Here is a 14,842-nt window from a genome sequence, read left to right as displayed (position 1 = left end):
CATCGTCGGTCGCCGTCGGAGGCCGTCACCGCGTGGGCGACCACCCCTCTCGTCCGAGGAATGTACGCATTGCGGACAAGCTGTCGCAATGCGTTGCCAAGCGGGATGTGATCTGGCTAACCTGCGCTCTGTGTCCTGGGCCACAAGCTCACCGACCGGCGTCCGCAGCAACGGGCGCCCGGCACGGTGCCGGACCAGGGACGACCGCAACCCCCCGACAACGGCGTCGCCGGGTCGGTGCGCCATCCCGAGGAGGAAGTCCATGGCTCGATCTATGACCCGGTCCGCCGTCGTCGCCCTGACGCCCCTGCTGGCCGTGGGACTCGTGGCCTGCGGTGGCGAGGACGCCGACGACGCCACGGCCCAGACCACCGACGGCGGCCTCACCAGCGTCACCGCGGGCGTCATCCCGGTGACCGACGCCGGCCCCATCGCGATGGGCCTGGCCGAGGGCGTCTGGGAGGACAACGGCCTGGACCTCACGCTGGAGACGGCGAACTCCTCGCCGAACATCATCTCCGCGGTGATGTCCGGCGACTACCAGATCGGCTACGGCGGGGTGACCGCCGTCTTCCAGGCCGTGGAGAACGGCATCGACCTGGTGCTCGTCGCGCCGGCCAGCGCCACCTCCGACGACCCGGAGGCGGGCATCAACGACATCCTCGTCAAGCCCGACAGCGGGATGACGTCGGCGGCGGACCTCGAGGGCAAGAAGGTCGCCGTCAACGCCCTCGGCGGCTACGTGCAGCTGCTCGCCCAGATCGCGATCGAGGCCGAGGGCGGCGACCCCGACGCCGTGCAGTGGGTCGAGCTGCCCATCCCCGACCAGCCCGCAGCGCTGGAGAGCGGCGCGATCGACGCCTTCGTCGCCGGGGAGCCGTTCGGCACCCTCGGGCGTGAGCAGGGCCTCGTCACCCTGGCCAACCCGCACGCGCTGCTCAGCGAGGACCCCGTCGTCGCGGGTGTCTGGTACGCCAGCCGGGCCGCCGTCGAGGAGGACCCCGAGCTCTACTCCTCGATCGTCGACGCCATCGAGGAGTCCAACGCCCTCGCCCTCGCCGACGAACCCGGGCTGCGGACCACGATCGCCGAGTTCACCGGCATCGACCCGGCGCTGGCCGAGCAGATCCGGCTCAGCTCCTACGGCGAGCTGCCGCTGACCGCGGAGAACATGCAGCCCCTCGCCGACGCCTCGCTCGAGTTCGGCCTGGTGCGGGAGCCGGTCGACCTCGACGCGCTCATCTGGGAGCCCTGACCCACCGGGGGGGGGGGGGGGGGGGGGGGGGGGGGGGGCCCCCCCCCCCCCCCCCCCCCCCCCCCCCCCCCCCCCCCCCCCCCCCCCCCCCCCCCCCCCCCCCCCCCCCCCCCCCCCCCCCCACCCCCACCCGGCCCGTCCGAGGGCCCCGCACCGACCCGGAGGAAGGAGCACCGCCCGATGACGCAGACCCACCGGACCGCACCGGAGCTGCCCACCGAGCTCCCCGACCCCGTCACCCCCGTCACCCCGGTCACGTCGTTCCAGCACAGCCAGCGGTCGACCGTGGTCCTGGGCGTCGCCGGGGTCCTGGGCTTCGTCGCGCTGTGGGAGCTGATCTCCCGGACCGGGATCGTCGACAGCACCTACCTCCCACCGTTCAGCCAGGTCGCCGTGGAGATGGCCGCACTGCTGGCCACCGGCCCGTTCTGGTCGGCGCTGGGCTCCACGATGCTGTCCTGGGCGATCGGCCTGACCATCTCGCTGGTGGCCGGCGTCGTCCTGGGGATCGCGATCGGCACCAGCCGGTTCCTGCGCACCTGGACGTCCTCGACGATCGAGTTCCTCCGCCCGATCCCGTCGGTCGCGCTCATCCCGATCGCCATCGTCGTCTTCAGCATCACGCAGTCGGCGACCGTCTTCATCGTGGTCTGGGCCTGCTTCTGGGTGATCCTGGTGCACGTCACCAGCGGGGTCGCCGACGTCGACCCGGTCGCCAAGGCCACGGCCCGCAGCTACGGCCTCGGCTGGTCGTGGCGGGCTCGCTTCGTCACCTGGCCCACCATGCTCCCCTACCTGATGACCGGGGTGCGGATGTCGGGCACCATCGCCCTGGTCGTGGCCATCACGATCGAGCTCGTCGTCGGCACCCCCGGCCTGGGCAACCTGCTGGCCCGCAACCAGAGCGCCGGCAACGTGGACACCGTCTACGCGCTCGCGCTGCTCACCGGCTTCCTCGGCCTCGCCCTCAACGCGGCCATGCAGGCCGTGGAGCGCGCCTCGCTCGGCTGGCACCCCTCGGTCCGCGCGGAGGTGGCGGCATGAGGGCCGGCCGGTCGATCGCCGCGGCCCTCACGCTCCCCCTGCTGCTCATCGCGGTGTGGTGGCTGGGCACGCTGGACAACACCAACCCCTTCGTGCCGAAGCCCGGCCGGCTGGTGGACGACTTCGTCAACGTGTGGCTCGGGCCGCTGCTGTGGGACCAGGTGACCCCCTCGCTGACCCGTCTGGCGATCGGCCTCGGGTCGGCGATCGTCGGCGGCGTCCTGCTGGGCGTGGTGATCGGGTCGAACCGGATCGTGCGCAAGCTGCTCGGCCCGCTGCTGGAGTTCATCCGCGCCGTCCCCCCGCCGGTGCTGCTCCCGGTGCTGCTGCTGCTGATGGGCATCGACGACACCTCGAAGGTGTTCCTCATCGCCCTGGGCTGCCTCTGGCCGATCCTGCTCAACACCGTCGACGGGGTGCGCTCGGTCGACGAGGTGCTCTCGGATACCACCCGCACCTACGGGATCAGCGGCTGGAACCGGCTGCGGTTCTTCGTGCTCCCGGCGGCGCTGCCCCGGATCGCGACCGGCATCCGGCTGGCCCTGCCGATCAGCATCATCCTGATGGTCGTCTCCGAGATGTACGCGGTGACCGGCGGCGGGCTGGGCTCGCAGATCATCCTCTTCCAGCGCACCTTCCAGAACGGACCGATGTGGGCCGGCATCGTCCTGCTCGGGCTCCTCGGGGTCGCGCTGGCACTCCTCTTCCGGGTCTTCGAACGATCGATGCTCGGCTGGTACCACGGCCAACGGGAGGCTGAGTTCAGTGACCGGTGACACCTCGACCGTGCGCGACGTGGATCGCGTGCTGTTGTCCGTCGAGCAGCTGCAGAAGGTCTACCCCAGCGCCGGCGGGCCCGTGGAGGCCGTGCGCGACCTGACCTTCGAGCTGCACGCCGGCGAGTTCGTCTGCCTGGTCGGGCCGTCCGGCTCGGGGAAGACGACCCTGCTCAAGTGCATCTCCGGGTTGATGGCCCCGACCTCGGGGCGGGTGCTCGTCGACGGCCAGCTCGTCGACGGCCCGCCGCGCAACATGGCGCTGGTCTTCCAGGAGTACGGCCGCTCGCTGTACCCGTGGCTGCGCGTCCAAGCCAACGTCGAGCTGCCGCTGCGCGCGGCCGGGGTGCCCAAGGCCGAGCGTGCCGAGCGGGTGGCCGAGGCGCTGGAGGCCGTGGGCCTGGACCACGTGCCGCACTCCTACCCCTGGCAGCTCTCCGGCGGCATGCAGCAGCGGGTGGCCATCGCGCGCGCCGTGGCCTACCGGCCGGAGGTGCTGCTGATGGACGAGCCGTTCGCCGCGGTCGACGCGCAGACCCGCGCCGACCTCGAGGACCTCGTCCGGTCGGTCTGGCGGAAGCTCGGCCTCACCGTCCTGTTCGTCACCCACGACATCGACGAGTCGGTCTACCTCGGGGAGCGGGTGGTCATCCTGTCCTCGTCGCCGACGATCGTGCAGGAGGACCTCCGCATCGACCTGCCTGCCGACCGCGACCAGCTGGAGACCCGCTCCCTGCCCCGGTTCGTGGAGCTGCGGCACCACGTCTACGAGCAGATCCAGCGCGCCAAGCGCGGGTTCAACGCGGACGCCGCCGTCTGAGGCACCCCGGCGCCGGCGGCCCGACCGAGCAGCCGGCAGCCCTCCACCGGGCGTGCGTAGGCTGATCACCGAGCGTGGACGGAGGACAGAGCGGATGGCCGACGCCCGGGACCGGGACCGGGTCCAGAGCATCGAACGCGGCGTCGCCGTCCTGCGGGTCTTCGCCGGGCGCGAGGGCCGGCTGAGCATGAGCGACGTGGCCGCGCGGACCGACCTGCCCCGCCCCGTCGTCCGCCGGATCCTGATCACGTTCGAGCACCTGGGCTACGCACGGCTGGACAAGGGCCTGTGGAGCCTCACCCCACGGATCCTGGAGCTGGGCTCGGGCTACTTCGCCGCCTCGTCGCTGCCGGAGGTCTCGTACCCGGTGCTGAACGAGGTCGTCGAACGCACCGGGGAGACGTGCAGCCTGGGCGTGCTCGAGGGCTTCGAGGTCGTGCACGTCGCGCGCGTGGAGGACCAGCGCCCCATGCCCGGCGCCATCCGGATCGGCATGCAGCTGCCCGCCTACGCCACCGCGATCGGCAAGGCACTGCTGGCCCACCTGCCCGCGGCGGAGGTCGAGGAGTACCTGGCCTCCGTGGAGCTGACCCCGATGACCCCGACCACGATCAGCGACCCGGTGCGGATGCGCGAGCGACTGGCGCTCGTCCGCGAGCGGGGCTTCGACCTGTCGGTGGAGGAGTACACCCCGGGCCGGCTCGCCGCCGCTGCCCCGATCCTGCTGGACGGCGCCGCGGTCGGCGCGATCGCCGTCTCGACGACGACCTCGCGCGAGACCGAGGAGAGCCTGGTCGACACGATCGTCCCGGTCCTGCTCGAGGCCGCTGAGAGCATCGGCCGCACCTACCGGGCGGCCAACCCCCAGCTCTACCGGTCCGCCGGCGCCTGGCCCCCGCCGCCCCAGGCATAGGAGGACGCCGGGCGATCCGGAAGCGGTGTGGCTGCGGTCACACCCTCGTGCCACACTCGCTCAGCCGAAGGTTGGCTGACGCACAGAAACCCCGCCCGCACCGCGCGGCGGCGGTCACGCCGCGCGGCCGAGGATCGACGACGAGCTCGCACAGGGGGCGCAACCGCATGAGGAACCGACGAAGCCGGACAGCACGGACCCTGACCGTCGTGGCCGCGCTGGCACTGGGCGCGGGCCTGATGTCGGTGCCCGCCGCGGGCGCGCACCCGTCCAGGCCCACCCCGCCCCCGGCGCCACCGGTCCAACCGGTCCTCGGCTGCGCCGACCTCACCACCGAGGCGCTGGGGCTGCCGAACACCACGGTCGACTCCGCCGTCGACGACCCCGGCGACGAGACCACCCCGGCGTCCTGCCGGGTGCAGCTCACCGTGACCCACCCGCCGGCCGGCGACGCGGTCACCGTGTGGGTGCACCTGCCCACCAGCACCTGGAACGGCCGGTTCCAGGCGATGGGCGGCGGCGGGTTCAGCGGCGGGTCACCGGACTCGCTGCTGGCGCCGCTGCGCGACGGCTACGCCACCGCGGCCACCGACGCCGGGCACCCCGGCGCGACGGCGGACTTCGCGCTGAACCCCGACCGCACGCTCAACTGGCAGCGGATCCGCGACTTCGGCCACGTCGGCGTGCACGACATGACCGTCACCGCCAAGGCCGTCATCTCCGCCTTCTACGGGCAGGGCCCGGCGTACTCGTACTGGAACGGCTGCTCCACCGGCGGCCGGCAGGGGCTGATGGAGGCCCAGCGGTACCCCGACGACTACGACGGCGTGCTGGCCGGCGCCCCGGTGATCAACTACCCGCAGATGCAGACCGGCCAGATGTGGGGCCAGGTCGTGATGCTCGAGGAGCAGAACCCGGTCGCGCCGTGCAAGTTCGCCGCCGCGCTGGAGGCCACGATCGCGGCCTGCGACGAGGTCGGGGACGGCGTCGTCGACGGGGTGATCGGCGACCCGCTGGCCTGCGACTTCGACCTGGACCAGCTGGTCGGCACCGCGACCGACTGCGGGGAGATCACCGCGGCCGACGTCGAGGTGATGCGCAAGATCGGTGAGGGGCCGCGCGGGCAGGACGGCAGCTTCCTCTGGTACGGCCTGGCGCCCGGCACCCCGTACGCCGGCCTGAACGACGTCGTCGAGGTCGACGGCGAGCTGGTCGGCCAGCCGTTCGTCTACGACCTGTGGTGGTTCAGCCTGTTCCTCGCCCAGGACCCGGAGTGGGACTGGCAGACGCTGACCTACCCCGCGTTCGAGGCCTTCTTCCACCAGGCCGTCGAGATGTACGGCAACGTGTTCGGCGCCGACGACCCCGACCTGTCCGCCTTCGCCGAGCACGGCGGCAAGGCGCTGCTGTGGCACGGGGCGGCCGACTTCGGCGTGCCGTTCCAGGGCACGGTCGACTACTACGAGCGGGTGCGGGAGCTGTTCGGCGCCAAGCGCACCGACCAGTTCCTCCGGCTGTTCCTCGCTCCGAACGTCGGACACTGCGGCGGCGGGGCGGGCCCGCAGCCGACCGGCCAGTTCGAGGCGCTGGTCGACTGGGTCGAGCACGGCAAGGCGCCGCGGACGCTGGACGCGCAGGTCGTCGACGACGAGGGCACGGTCGTGCAGACCCGCCCGCTGTGCGCCTACCCGAAGGTGGCCCGGCTGACCGGGCACCGCGACCCGGCTGAGGCGTCCAGCTACCGGTGCGCCAAGGGCACGCGGCTGGACCCGGCCCCGCGCTGATGCGACGACGCCCCCACCCGGTCTCACCGGGTGGGGGCGTCGGGGTGGTGCCCGGTCACCCACGGCCGCACGGAGGTCGGCCGGGGGTGACCGGAGCGCTACAGGCGCTGCGCCAGCCGGTGGTAGGCCGCGCTCCAGCGCAGCTCCTTGGCCAGGCTGCGCCGGGTGGTGTCGGCGTCGATCAGCACCAGCTCGGTGCCGAACACCTCCGCCAGGTCGGTCAGCTCGTCAGCACCCAGCTGGGTGGTGAGCACCGTGTGGTGCGGGCCGCCGGCGGTGAGCCAGCCCTCGGTCGCCGTCGCGAAGTCCGGCCGGGGTGCCCAGACCGCCCGCGCGACGGGCAGGTTGGGCAGCGGCTCGGCGGGCTCGACGACGTCGATCTCGTTGGCCACCCAGCGGAACCGGTCGCCCAGGTCCGACCAGCCGATGGTGACCCCGGCGCCGGGGGCGGCGGTGAACACCAGCCGGGCCGGGTCCTCGCGGCCGCCGATGCCCAGCGGGTGCACCTCCAGGCGGGGCCGCTCCCCGGCGATCGTCGGGCAGAGCTCGAGCATGTGGGCCCCGAGGATGGTGGGCCGGTCGGCCGCCAGGTCGTAGGTGTAGTCCTCCATGAAGGAGGTGCCGCCGGGCAGCCCGGCGCCGGCGACCTTGAGCACCCGCAGCAGGGCGGAGGTCTTCCAGTCGCCCTCACCGCCGAACCCGTACCCGTCGGCCATCAGCCGCTGGACGGCGAGGCCCGGCAGCTGCCGCAGCCCGCCGAGGTCCTCGAAGTTGGTGGTGAACGCGCCGAACCCGCCGTCGGTGAGGAACTGCCGCAGCGCCACCTCGATCCGGGCCTGGTAGCGGACGCTGTGGTGCCGGTCGCCGCCGGGGCGCAGGTCGACGTCCATCTCGTACAGGTCGGCGTACTCGGCGACCACCGCGTCGACGGCGGGCTCGGCGACCCGCTCGACGGCGGCCACCAGGTCGTTGACGCCCCAGGTGTTCACCGACATGCCGAAGCGGATCTCCGCCTCCACCTTGTCGCCCTCGGTGACCGCGACGTTCCGCATGTTGTCGCCGAACCGGGCCAGCTTCAGGCCGCGGGCGGCGGCGGCACCGGCGGCGGCGCGGGTCCAGGAGCCGATCCGCCGGGTCACCCGGGGGTTGCCGACGTGCCCGGCCACCGTGGTCCGCGGGGTGCGCAGCCGGGTGAGCATGAACCCGTACTCCCGGTCGCCGTGGGCGGCCTGGTTGAGGTTCATGAAGTCCATGTCGATCGTCGCCCACGGCAGGGCGGCGTCGGCCTGGGTGTGCAGGTGCAGCAGCGGCTTGCGCAGCGCGTCCAGGCCGGAGATCCACATCTTCGCCGGGGAGAAGGTGTGCATCCAGGTGATGACGCCGAGGCAGGACGGGTCCTCGTTGGCCTCGCCCATGATCCGGCGGATGGCGCCGGCGTCGGTGAGGACGGGCTTCCAGACCACCCGCACGGGCACGTCGGCGGAGCCGTCGATGGCCGCGGCCACGCGCTGGGACTGCTCGGCGACCTGCTGGAGGGTCTCCTCGCCGTACAGGCCCTGGCTGCCGGTGAGGAACCAGACCTCGCTGCTCGGGGTGGTCACGTCGGGTCCTTCCTGGGGGCCGGCGGTCATCGCTGGCCGTACACGTTCTGGTAGCGGGCGTAGAGGGAGTCGATGTCGGCCTGCGCGATGGGCAGCGGCTCGCCGAGCTGGCGGGACAGGTGCACGGTGCGGGCGACGTCCTCGGTCATCACGGCGGCCTTGACCGCCGCCCGGGCCGACGGGCCGACGGTGAAGACGCCGTGGTTCTGCATGAGCACCGCCGGCGACCGGGAGCCCTGCAGGGTCTCGACGACGCCCCGGCCGATGGAGTCGTCGCCGATCAGCGCGAACGGGCCGACCGGGATCGGGCCGCCGAACTCGTCGGCCATCGCGGTGAGCACGCACGGGATGGGCTCGGCGCGGGCGGCCCAGGCGGCGGCGTAGGTGCTGTGCGTGTGCACCTGGCCGTTGACCTCCGGCAGGTGCCGGTAGACGTAGGCGTGCGCGTCGGTGTCGGAGGAGGGCGCCTTCACCCCGTCGACGGCGTTGCCGTCCAGGTCGCAGACGGTGATGCCCTCCCAGGTCAGCTCGTCGTAGGAGACGCCGCTGCCCTTGATGACGAACAGGTCCTCGCCCGGCACGCGCTCGGACACGTTGCCCGAGGTCCAGGTGACCAGCTGGTAGCGGGTGAGCTCGGCGTGCAGGGCCGCGACGTGCTCGCGCTGGGCGCGGTGGGTGCCGCGCTCGGTGCGCGCGGGGGTGCTGACGGTCATGCCTGCTGCTCCTCGGTCGAGGTGGTGGAGGTCGTCCCGGTCGCGGCGGTCGGGTGCCCGGGCTGCCGGTGGCCGATCCGCACGTGGTCCACGGCGGCCCGCTCGACCGGGAGCGCGGCGACGTACCGCTGCATGAATGCCTCGAACCCCGCGACGTCGTCGGGGTCGGGCTGGTGCGTCTGCAGGCTCGTGCCGGCGAAGACGGCGGTGTCCAGGTAGTCGGCCAGGCCCTGGTCCGGCGCGCGCCCGGTGGCGAAGGCGGCCAGGACGGCGATCCCCCAGGCGCCGCCCTCGGCGGCGACGTCCCCGACGGCGACCGGGGTGTCGATCGCGGCCGCGAGGAAGCGCTGCGCCACGCCCGCGGTCTTGAACATGCCGCCGTGCGCGAACATCCGGTCCAGCCGCACGCCCTCGGTCTTCTGCAGGACGTCCATGCCGATCCGGAGCGTGGCCAGGGAGGAGAACAGGTGGGTGCGCATGAAGGTGCCGAGGTCGAGCGGGCTGTCCGGGGACCGCAGGAACAGCGGCCGGCCCTCCTCGAAGTCGGTGATCGGCTCACCGGAGAGGTAGTTGTAGGCGAGCATCCCGCCGCCGTCGCTCGCCCCGTCCAGGGCGGCGGTGAAGAGGGTGTGGAACACCCGCGATCGATCGACCTCGACACCGAGGGCCCCGGCGAACTCGGCGAACAGCCCGGCCCAGGCGTCCAGCTCGCTGGCCCCGTTGTTGCAGTGCACCATCGCCACCGGGTCGCCGGCCGGCGTGGTCACCAGGTCCAGTTCGCGGTGCACCTCGGCCAGCTCCTTCTCGAGCACGACCATGGCGAAGACCGACGTGCCGGCGGAGACGTTGCCGGTGCGCGGGGCGACCGAGTTGGTGGCGACCATCCCGGTGCCCGCGTCGCCCTCCGGGGGGCAGAGCGGGACGCCGGGCCGCAGCTGCCCGGTCGGGTCGAGCAGCGCCGCGCCCGCGGCGGTGAGCGTGCCGGCCGGCCGGCCGGCGACGGCGACGGCGGGCAGCAGCCCGGCGAGGGTCAGGTCGGCCCCGGCCTCGGCCGCCAGCTCGTCGAACCGGGCCAGCATCGCGGTGTCGTACCCGCCGTCGGCGCCGATCGGGAACATCCCGCTGGCGTCCCCGATGCCGAGGACCTGCTCGCCGGTGAGCTGCCAGTGCACGTAGCCGGCCAGGGTGGTCAGGTGGTCGAGCCGGCCGACGTGCTCCTCGCGGTCCAGGACGGCCTGGTAGAGATGCGCGACGCTCCACCGGTGCGGGATGTTGCACCCGAACTCGGCGCTGAGCCGCTCGGCCGCCTGCCCCGTGTTCGTGTTGCGCCAGGTGCGGAACGGCGTGAGCAGCTCACCCTCGGCGTCGAACGCGAGGTAGCCGTGCATCATCGCCGAGACGCCGAGCGCCCCCACCGTGGTCAGCTCGACGTCGTGGCGTCGGCGCACGTCCTCGACCAGGGCGGCGAAGCTCTGCTGCACCCCGGCCCAGACGGCGTCCAGCGAGTAGGTCCACCGCCGGTCCACGAGCTGGTTCTCCCAGTCGTGGCTGCCGACGGCGAGCGGCGCGTGGTCCGGACCGATCAGCACCGCCTTGATCCGGGTCGATCCGAGCTCGATCCCCACGGCCGTGCGGCCCGAGGTGATCGCTGCGCCAGCAACCGTCGTCATGTCAGGAGCTCCTTCCGCCCACCGGTGACAGGCCTGATTCCGGCGATCCAGTCGACCGGGGGATGGTGCGCGGACTGATTGTTAGCGTTAACAAGCAGGCGGTCAAGCCGCCTTCCCCCGCACCGGGAGGGGCGGGGAGGTCGGGCCTCAGCGGACCGGCGGCGGCCCCGTCGTCTCCCGGACGACGAGGGACGGCAGCACCGGCTGGGACTCGCTCTGCTCGCCCCGCAGGCGGGAGAGGACCAGCTGCACACCGCGCCGGCCCAGCTCGGCGAAGTCCTGGCGCAGGGTGGTCAGCGGCGGGGTGAAGTACGCCGCCTCGGGGATGTCGTCGAAGCCGACGACGCTCACGTCGCCCGGCACCGACAGTCCTTCCCGGTGCATCGCGTTCAGCAGCCCGAGCGCCATCTGGTCGTTGGCCACGAAGACCGCGGTGACCTCCTCACCGGCCCGCGCCCGCCGGGCCAGCTCCAGCCCGGCGGCGTGCCCGGAGGACGCCAGCCAGTTGCCGTGCAGCACCCCGGGCACCGGGGCGCCCACCTTCGCCAGCTCCGCCTGCCAGCCGATCAGCCGGCCGCTGGCCTCCAGGGAGTCCGGCGGGCCGGTCACGTGGTGCACCGTGCGGTGCCCCAGCCCGAGCAGGTGCCGGGTGGCCAGCGCCGCGCCGACCTGCTGGTCGACCCAGACGGTGGGCCGGCTCGCGTCCCGGCCGACCTGCACCGCGATCAGCGGCACCGGCGACTCGAAGCGCCGCAGCGCGTCGACCGCCTGACCGTAGGTGGACAGCGCGACGACGGCGTCGACCGACTGGGCCACGAACCGGTCGACCGCCTCGCGCATCGCCGCCTCGCTGTCCTCGTCGAGGATCGCGACGCCCAGCGAGTACCCCGCGGCGCGCGCGGCCTTCTCCAGACCCAGCAGGGTCTGCGCCGGGCCGTACTGGTTGATGTGCGAGATGACCAGGCCCAGGGTGCGGGTCGACCCGGTCACCAGGGCGCGGGCGGCGGTGTTGGGCCGGTAGCCCAGCTCCGCGATCGCCTGCAGCACCCGCGCCCTGGTGGTCGGTGCGACGTTGGGATGGCCGTTGACCACCCGGGACACCGTCTGGTGGGAGACCCCCGCGTGCGCTGCCACGTCGGACATCGCCCGCGGTCGCGCCGGTTCCTGCGTCAGCACCGTCTTCCCTCCCGTGGGAGCGGCTCCGCTGCCGCCCCCGGTCCCGGTCGACCTCGCCCCGGTGCCGGGACGAGGACCTCCGGCGTCAGCGCCCGGAACCCGCCCGCCGCTTGTTGTAGACGTCGAAGGCCACCGCGAGCAACAGGACCAGGCCCTTGACCACCGACTGGATCGACTGGTCGACGCCCAGCAGGGACATGCCGTTGCTCATCACCGCCATGATCAGGCCACCCACCATGGCCCCGACCACGGTGCCGACACCACCGGTGACCGCCGCGCCACCGATGAACGCGGCGGCGATGGCGTCGAGCTCGAACATCTCCCCCGCCGCGGGCTGGGCCCCGTTGGACCGGGAGGAGTAGATGATCCCGGCCACCGCGGACAGGAAGCCCATGTTGACGAAGATCCAGAAGTTCACGGCCCTGACCTTGACCCCGGACAGCGTCGCCGCCGAGAGGTTGCCGCCGATGGCGTAGACCTGACGCCCGAACACGGTCTTCTTGGTGATCAGGCCGTAGGCGATCGCCAGCACGCCCAGGATGATCAGCACGATCGGCAGGCCGCGGGCGTTGGCCAGCTGCCAGGTGAACCACATGACCACCAGAGCAACGGCCACGATCTTGGCGATGAACAGCGCGAGCGACTCGACCGGCTGGCCGTAGCGGATCCGGGCGGCGCGGGAACGCCAGCTGGAGAACGCGTAGCCGGCCACCGCCACCGCGCCGATCAACAGGGTGAAGGCGTCGTAGCCGTAGCCGCCGAGCCAGCCGTTGATGAACCCGCTGGCCACCTCGCGGTACTCCGCCGGGAACGGCGACAGCGAGACGTTGTCCAGCACCTGGAGGGTCAGCCCGCGGAACAGCAGCATGCCGGCGAGGGTGACGATGAACGCCGGGATGCCGACGTAGGCGACCCAGAAGCCGTGCCAGGCGCCGACGGCCAGGCCGACGGCGATCGCCGCCAGCGCACCGCCCCACCACGGCCACCCCTGCTGGATGACCAGCACGGCGGAGACCGCGCCGGTGAGCGCGACCACCGATCCCACGGAGAGGTCGATGTGCCCGGCGATGATCACGATGACCATGCCGATCGCCAGCACCAGGATGTAGGAGTACTGCAGCACCAGGTTGGTGACGTTCCCGGCGCTGAGCAGGGTGCCGTCGGTCAGGACCGCGAAGAGCACGACGATCGCGACGAAGGCGACGTAGATGCCGCTCTGGCGCAGGTTGCTGCGGAGGAGCTCGCGCATGCTGCCCGAACCGCTCTGCCCGTCGGGGGTGGGCGTGAAGTCCGCGTTCGGCGGGGTCTGGCCCGCCTGCGGGGGAACGGTCCTGGTCATGCTGCGAGCTCCCTCTCCTTGGTCATGAGCGCCATCAGGCTCTCCTGGGTGGCCTCACGCACCGGCACCTCACCGGTGATCCGGCCGGCGGACAGCGTGTAGATGCGGTCACAGGTGCCGAGCAGCTCGGGCAGCTCGGACGAGATGACGACGACGGCCTTCCCGGCCGCCACGAGGTCGTTGATGATCGTGTAGATCTCGTACTTGGCGCCCACGTCGATGCCGCGGGTGGGCTCGTCGAGGATGAGCACGTCCGGGTCGGTGTAGAGCCACTTGGACAGGACGACCTTCTGCTGGTTGCCGCCCGACAGCTTGCCCACGATCGAGGAGACGCTCGGGGCCTTGATGTTCATGCTCTTCCGGCTGGCCTCGGCGACCTTGGTCTCCTCGTTGCCGTTCACCCAGCCTCGGCGGGAGAGCTTGCGGAGCCCGGCCGCGGAGACGTTGCGCCGGATGTCCTCGATCAGGTTCAGGCCGTACTTCTTGCGGTCCTCGGTCGCGTAGGCGATGCCGTTGTCGATCGCCTCGGTGACCGTGCGGGTCTTCACCTCCTTGCCGTGCATGAAGACCTGCCCGGAGACGTGCCGACCCCAGGACCGCCCGAAGATGCTCATGGCGAGCTCGGTGCGCCCGGCGCCCATCAGCCCGGCGATGCCGACGACCTCGCCGGCCCGCACGGAGAAGCTGGCGTGGTCGACCACCAGGCGTTCCTGGGTCGGGTGCTTGACCGTCCAGTCCTCGACCCGCAGCACCTCCTCGCCCGGGGTCGACACCCGCTCGGGGTAGTAGGACTCCAGGTCGCGCCCGACCATGCCGCGGATGATCCGGTCCTGGGTGACCTCGCCGGCGTGCAGGCTCAGCGTCTCGACGGTCTTCCCGTCCCGGATGATCGTCACGTTGTCGGCGATCGCGGTGATCTCGTTCAGCTTGTGCGAGATGATGATCGAGGTGATCCCCCGCTCCTGCAGCCTGCGGAGCAGGCCGAGCAGGTGCGCGGAGTCGGTGTCGTTGAGCGCCGCCGTCGGCTCGTCCAGGATGAGCAGCTTCACGTCCTTGGACAGCGCCTTGGCGATCTCCACCAGCTGCTGCTTGCCGACGCCGAGCTGCCCGACGGGGGTGATCGGGTTCTCGTGCAGGCCCACGGACGCCAGCAGCTCGCCGGCCTCGGCGTTGACCTTGTTCCAGTTGATCAGGCCACCGCGGCCCCGCCGCTCGTTGCCCAGGAAGATGTTCTCCGCGACCGAGAGGTAGGGCACCAGCGCGAGCTCCTGGTGGATGATCGCGATCCCCACGTGCTCGCTGTCGCGGATGCCGGAGAACCGGCAGACCTCGCCGTCGAAGACGATCTCGCCGTCGTAGCTCCCGGCCGGGTAGACCCCGGAGAGCACCTTCATCAGCGTCGACTTGCCGGCGCCGTTCTCCCCGCAGATCGCGTGCACCTCGCCGCGGCGCACGGTCAGCGACACGTCCTCCAGCGCCTTGACGCCGGGGAAGGTCTTGGTGATGGAGCGCATCTCCAGGATGTTGTCGTCCATGGACTCCGTCGTCCTCTGTGGTTCGGCACGGATGGGATGGGTCGAGTACGGGTCACTCGGGGTGTGCTGTGCGCACCCCGCCCGGCCGGCATCCGGCGGGTGGCGGGGTGGGACCGGGGGGGGGGGGGGGGGGGGGGGGGGGGGGGGGGGGGGGGGGGGGGGGGGGGGGGGGGGGGGGGGGGGGGGGGGGGGGGGGGGGGGGGGGGGGGGGGGGGG

The 14,842-nt window shown here is 72.5% G+C and carries 12 protein-coding genes; 6 read left to right on the top strand and 6 right to left on the bottom strand.

The window, feature by feature from the left end:
* Positions 1-262 precede the first annotated feature (262 nt).
* The 6 genes from ACI79U_RS15290 to ACI79U_RS15265 all read left to right on the top strand — a co-directional run bounded on the left by ACI79U_RS15290 (position 263) and on the right by ACI79U_RS15265 (position 6,592).
* Positions 263-1,255, top strand: coding sequence for an ABC transporter substrate-binding protein (locus tag ACI79U_RS15290; protein WP_457070178.1), 993 nt, complete (start codon positions 263-265; stop codon positions 1,253-1,255).
* 180 nt (positions 1,256-1,435) lie between these two features.
* A complete protein-coding gene (locus ACI79U_RS15285; protein WP_457070176.1) occupies positions 1,436-2,299 on the top strand; it encodes an ABC transporter permease in 864 nt (287 codons plus the stop codon).
* Positions 2,296-3,075: an ABC transporter permease gene (locus tag ACI79U_RS15280; RefSeq protein ID WP_457070174.1), complete on the top strand. Its 780-nt coding sequence runs from the start codon at positions 2,296-2,298 to the stop codon at positions 3,073-3,075. The genes ACI79U_RS15285 and ACI79U_RS15280 overlap by 4 nt, the downstream gene beginning before the upstream one ends.
* Positions 3,065-3,895, top strand: a complete 831-nt coding sequence (locus ACI79U_RS15275; RefSeq protein WP_457070172.1) for an ABC transporter ATP-binding protein — start codon at positions 3,065-3,067, stop codon at positions 3,893-3,895. The genes ACI79U_RS15280 and ACI79U_RS15275 overlap by 11 nt, the downstream gene beginning before the upstream one ends.
* 94 nt (positions 3,896-3,989) lie before the next feature.
* Positions 3,990-4,808, top strand: a complete 819-nt coding sequence (locus ACI79U_RS15270; protein WP_457070170.1) for an IclR family transcriptional regulator domain-containing protein — start codon at positions 3,990-3,992, stop codon at positions 4,806-4,808.
* A 209-nt stretch (positions 4,809-5,017) separates the two neighbouring features.
* Positions 5,018-6,592: a tannase/feruloyl esterase family alpha/beta hydrolase gene (locus tag ACI79U_RS15265; RefSeq protein WP_457070168.1), complete on the top strand. Its 1,575-nt coding sequence runs from the start codon at positions 5,018-5,020 to the stop codon at positions 6,590-6,592.
* A 98-nt stretch (positions 6,593-6,690) separates the two neighbouring features.
* On the opposite strand, the gene araA is transcribed toward ACI79U_RS15265, so the two are convergent.
* The 6 genes from araA to mmsA form a co-directional block, all read right to left on the bottom strand.
* On the bottom strand, positions 6,691-8,193 hold the full coding sequence (gene araA / locus ACI79U_RS15260; protein WP_457070166.1) for an L-arabinose isomerase: 1,503 nt from the start codon (positions 8,191-8,193) through the stop codon (positions 6,691-6,693).
* Positions 8,194-8,219: 26 nt separating this feature from the next.
* Positions 8,220-8,906 carry an L-ribulose-5-phosphate 4-epimerase gene (locus ACI79U_RS15255; protein ID WP_457070164.1) on the bottom strand — a complete coding sequence of 229 codons (687 nt, stop codon included), beginning with the start codon at positions 8,904-8,906 and terminating at the stop codon, positions 8,220-8,222.
* Complete coding sequence (locus tag ACI79U_RS15250) at positions 8,903-10,576, bottom strand: xylulokinase (RefSeq protein WP_457070162.1); 1,674 nt, start codon at positions 10,574-10,576, stop codon at positions 8,903-8,905. The genes ACI79U_RS15255 and ACI79U_RS15250 overlap by 4 nt, the downstream gene beginning before the upstream one ends.
* Positions 10,577-10,723: 147 nt before the next feature.
* Positions 10,724-11,719: a LacI family DNA-binding transcriptional regulator gene (locus tag ACI79U_RS15245; protein WP_457070160.1), complete on the bottom strand. Its 996-nt coding sequence runs from the start codon at positions 11,717-11,719 to the stop codon at positions 10,724-10,726.
* 118 nt (positions 11,720-11,837) lie between these two features.
* Entirely contained in the window at positions 11,838-13,091 is a 1,254-nt protein-coding gene (mmsB, locus tag ACI79U_RS15240) for a multiple monosaccharide ABC transporter permease (RefSeq protein ID WP_457070158.1), read from the bottom strand.
* Entirely contained in the window at positions 13,088-14,626 is a 1,539-nt protein-coding gene (mmsA, locus tag ACI79U_RS15235) for a multiple monosaccharide ABC transporter ATP-binding protein (RefSeq protein ID WP_457070156.1), read from the bottom strand. The genes mmsB and mmsA overlap by 4 nt, the downstream gene beginning before the upstream one ends.
* Positions 14,627-14,842 lie beyond the last annotated feature (216 nt).

It is taken from the genome of Modestobacter sp. SYSU DS0904, assembly GCF_054051115.1.
This window is presented reverse-complemented; position numbering and strand designations above follow the sequence as displayed.

Excerpts from the sequence above, each read along its gene's own strand:
- mmsB (WP_457070158.1), bottom strand. The coding sequence starts at position 13,091 with ATGACCAGGACCGTTCCCCCGCAGGCGGGCCAGACCCCGCCGAACGCG.
- mmsA (WP_457070156.1), bottom strand. The coding sequence starts at position 14,626 with ATGGACGACAACATCCTGGAGATGCGCTCCATCACCAAGACCTTCCCC.
- ACI79U_RS15280 (WP_457070174.1), top strand. The coding sequence starts at position 2,296 with ATGAGGGCCGGCCGGTCGATCGCCGCGGCCCTCACGCTCCCCCTGCTG.
- ACI79U_RS15270 (WP_457070170.1), top strand. The coding sequence starts at position 3,990 with ATGGCCGACGCCCGGGACCGGGACCGGGTCCAGAGCATCGAACGCGGC.
- ACI79U_RS15290 (WP_457070178.1), top strand. The coding sequence starts at position 263 with ATGGCTCGATCTATGACCCGGTCCGCCGTCGTCGCCCTGACGCCCCTG.
- ACI79U_RS15245 (WP_457070160.1), bottom strand. The coding sequence starts at position 11,719 with ATGTCCGACGTGGCAGCGCACGCGGGGGTCTCCCACCAGACGGTGTCC.
- ACI79U_RS15285 (WP_457070176.1), top strand. The coding sequence starts at position 1,436 with ATGACGCAGACCCACCGGACCGCACCGGAGCTGCCCACCGAGCTCCCC.
- ACI79U_RS15250 (WP_457070162.1), bottom strand. The coding sequence starts at position 10,576 with ATGACGACGGTTGCTGGCGCAGCGATCACCTCGGGCCGCACGGCCGTG.
- ACI79U_RS15255 (WP_457070164.1), bottom strand. The coding sequence starts at position 8,906 with ATGACCGTCAGCACCCCCGCGCGCACCGAGCGCGGCACCCACCGCGCC.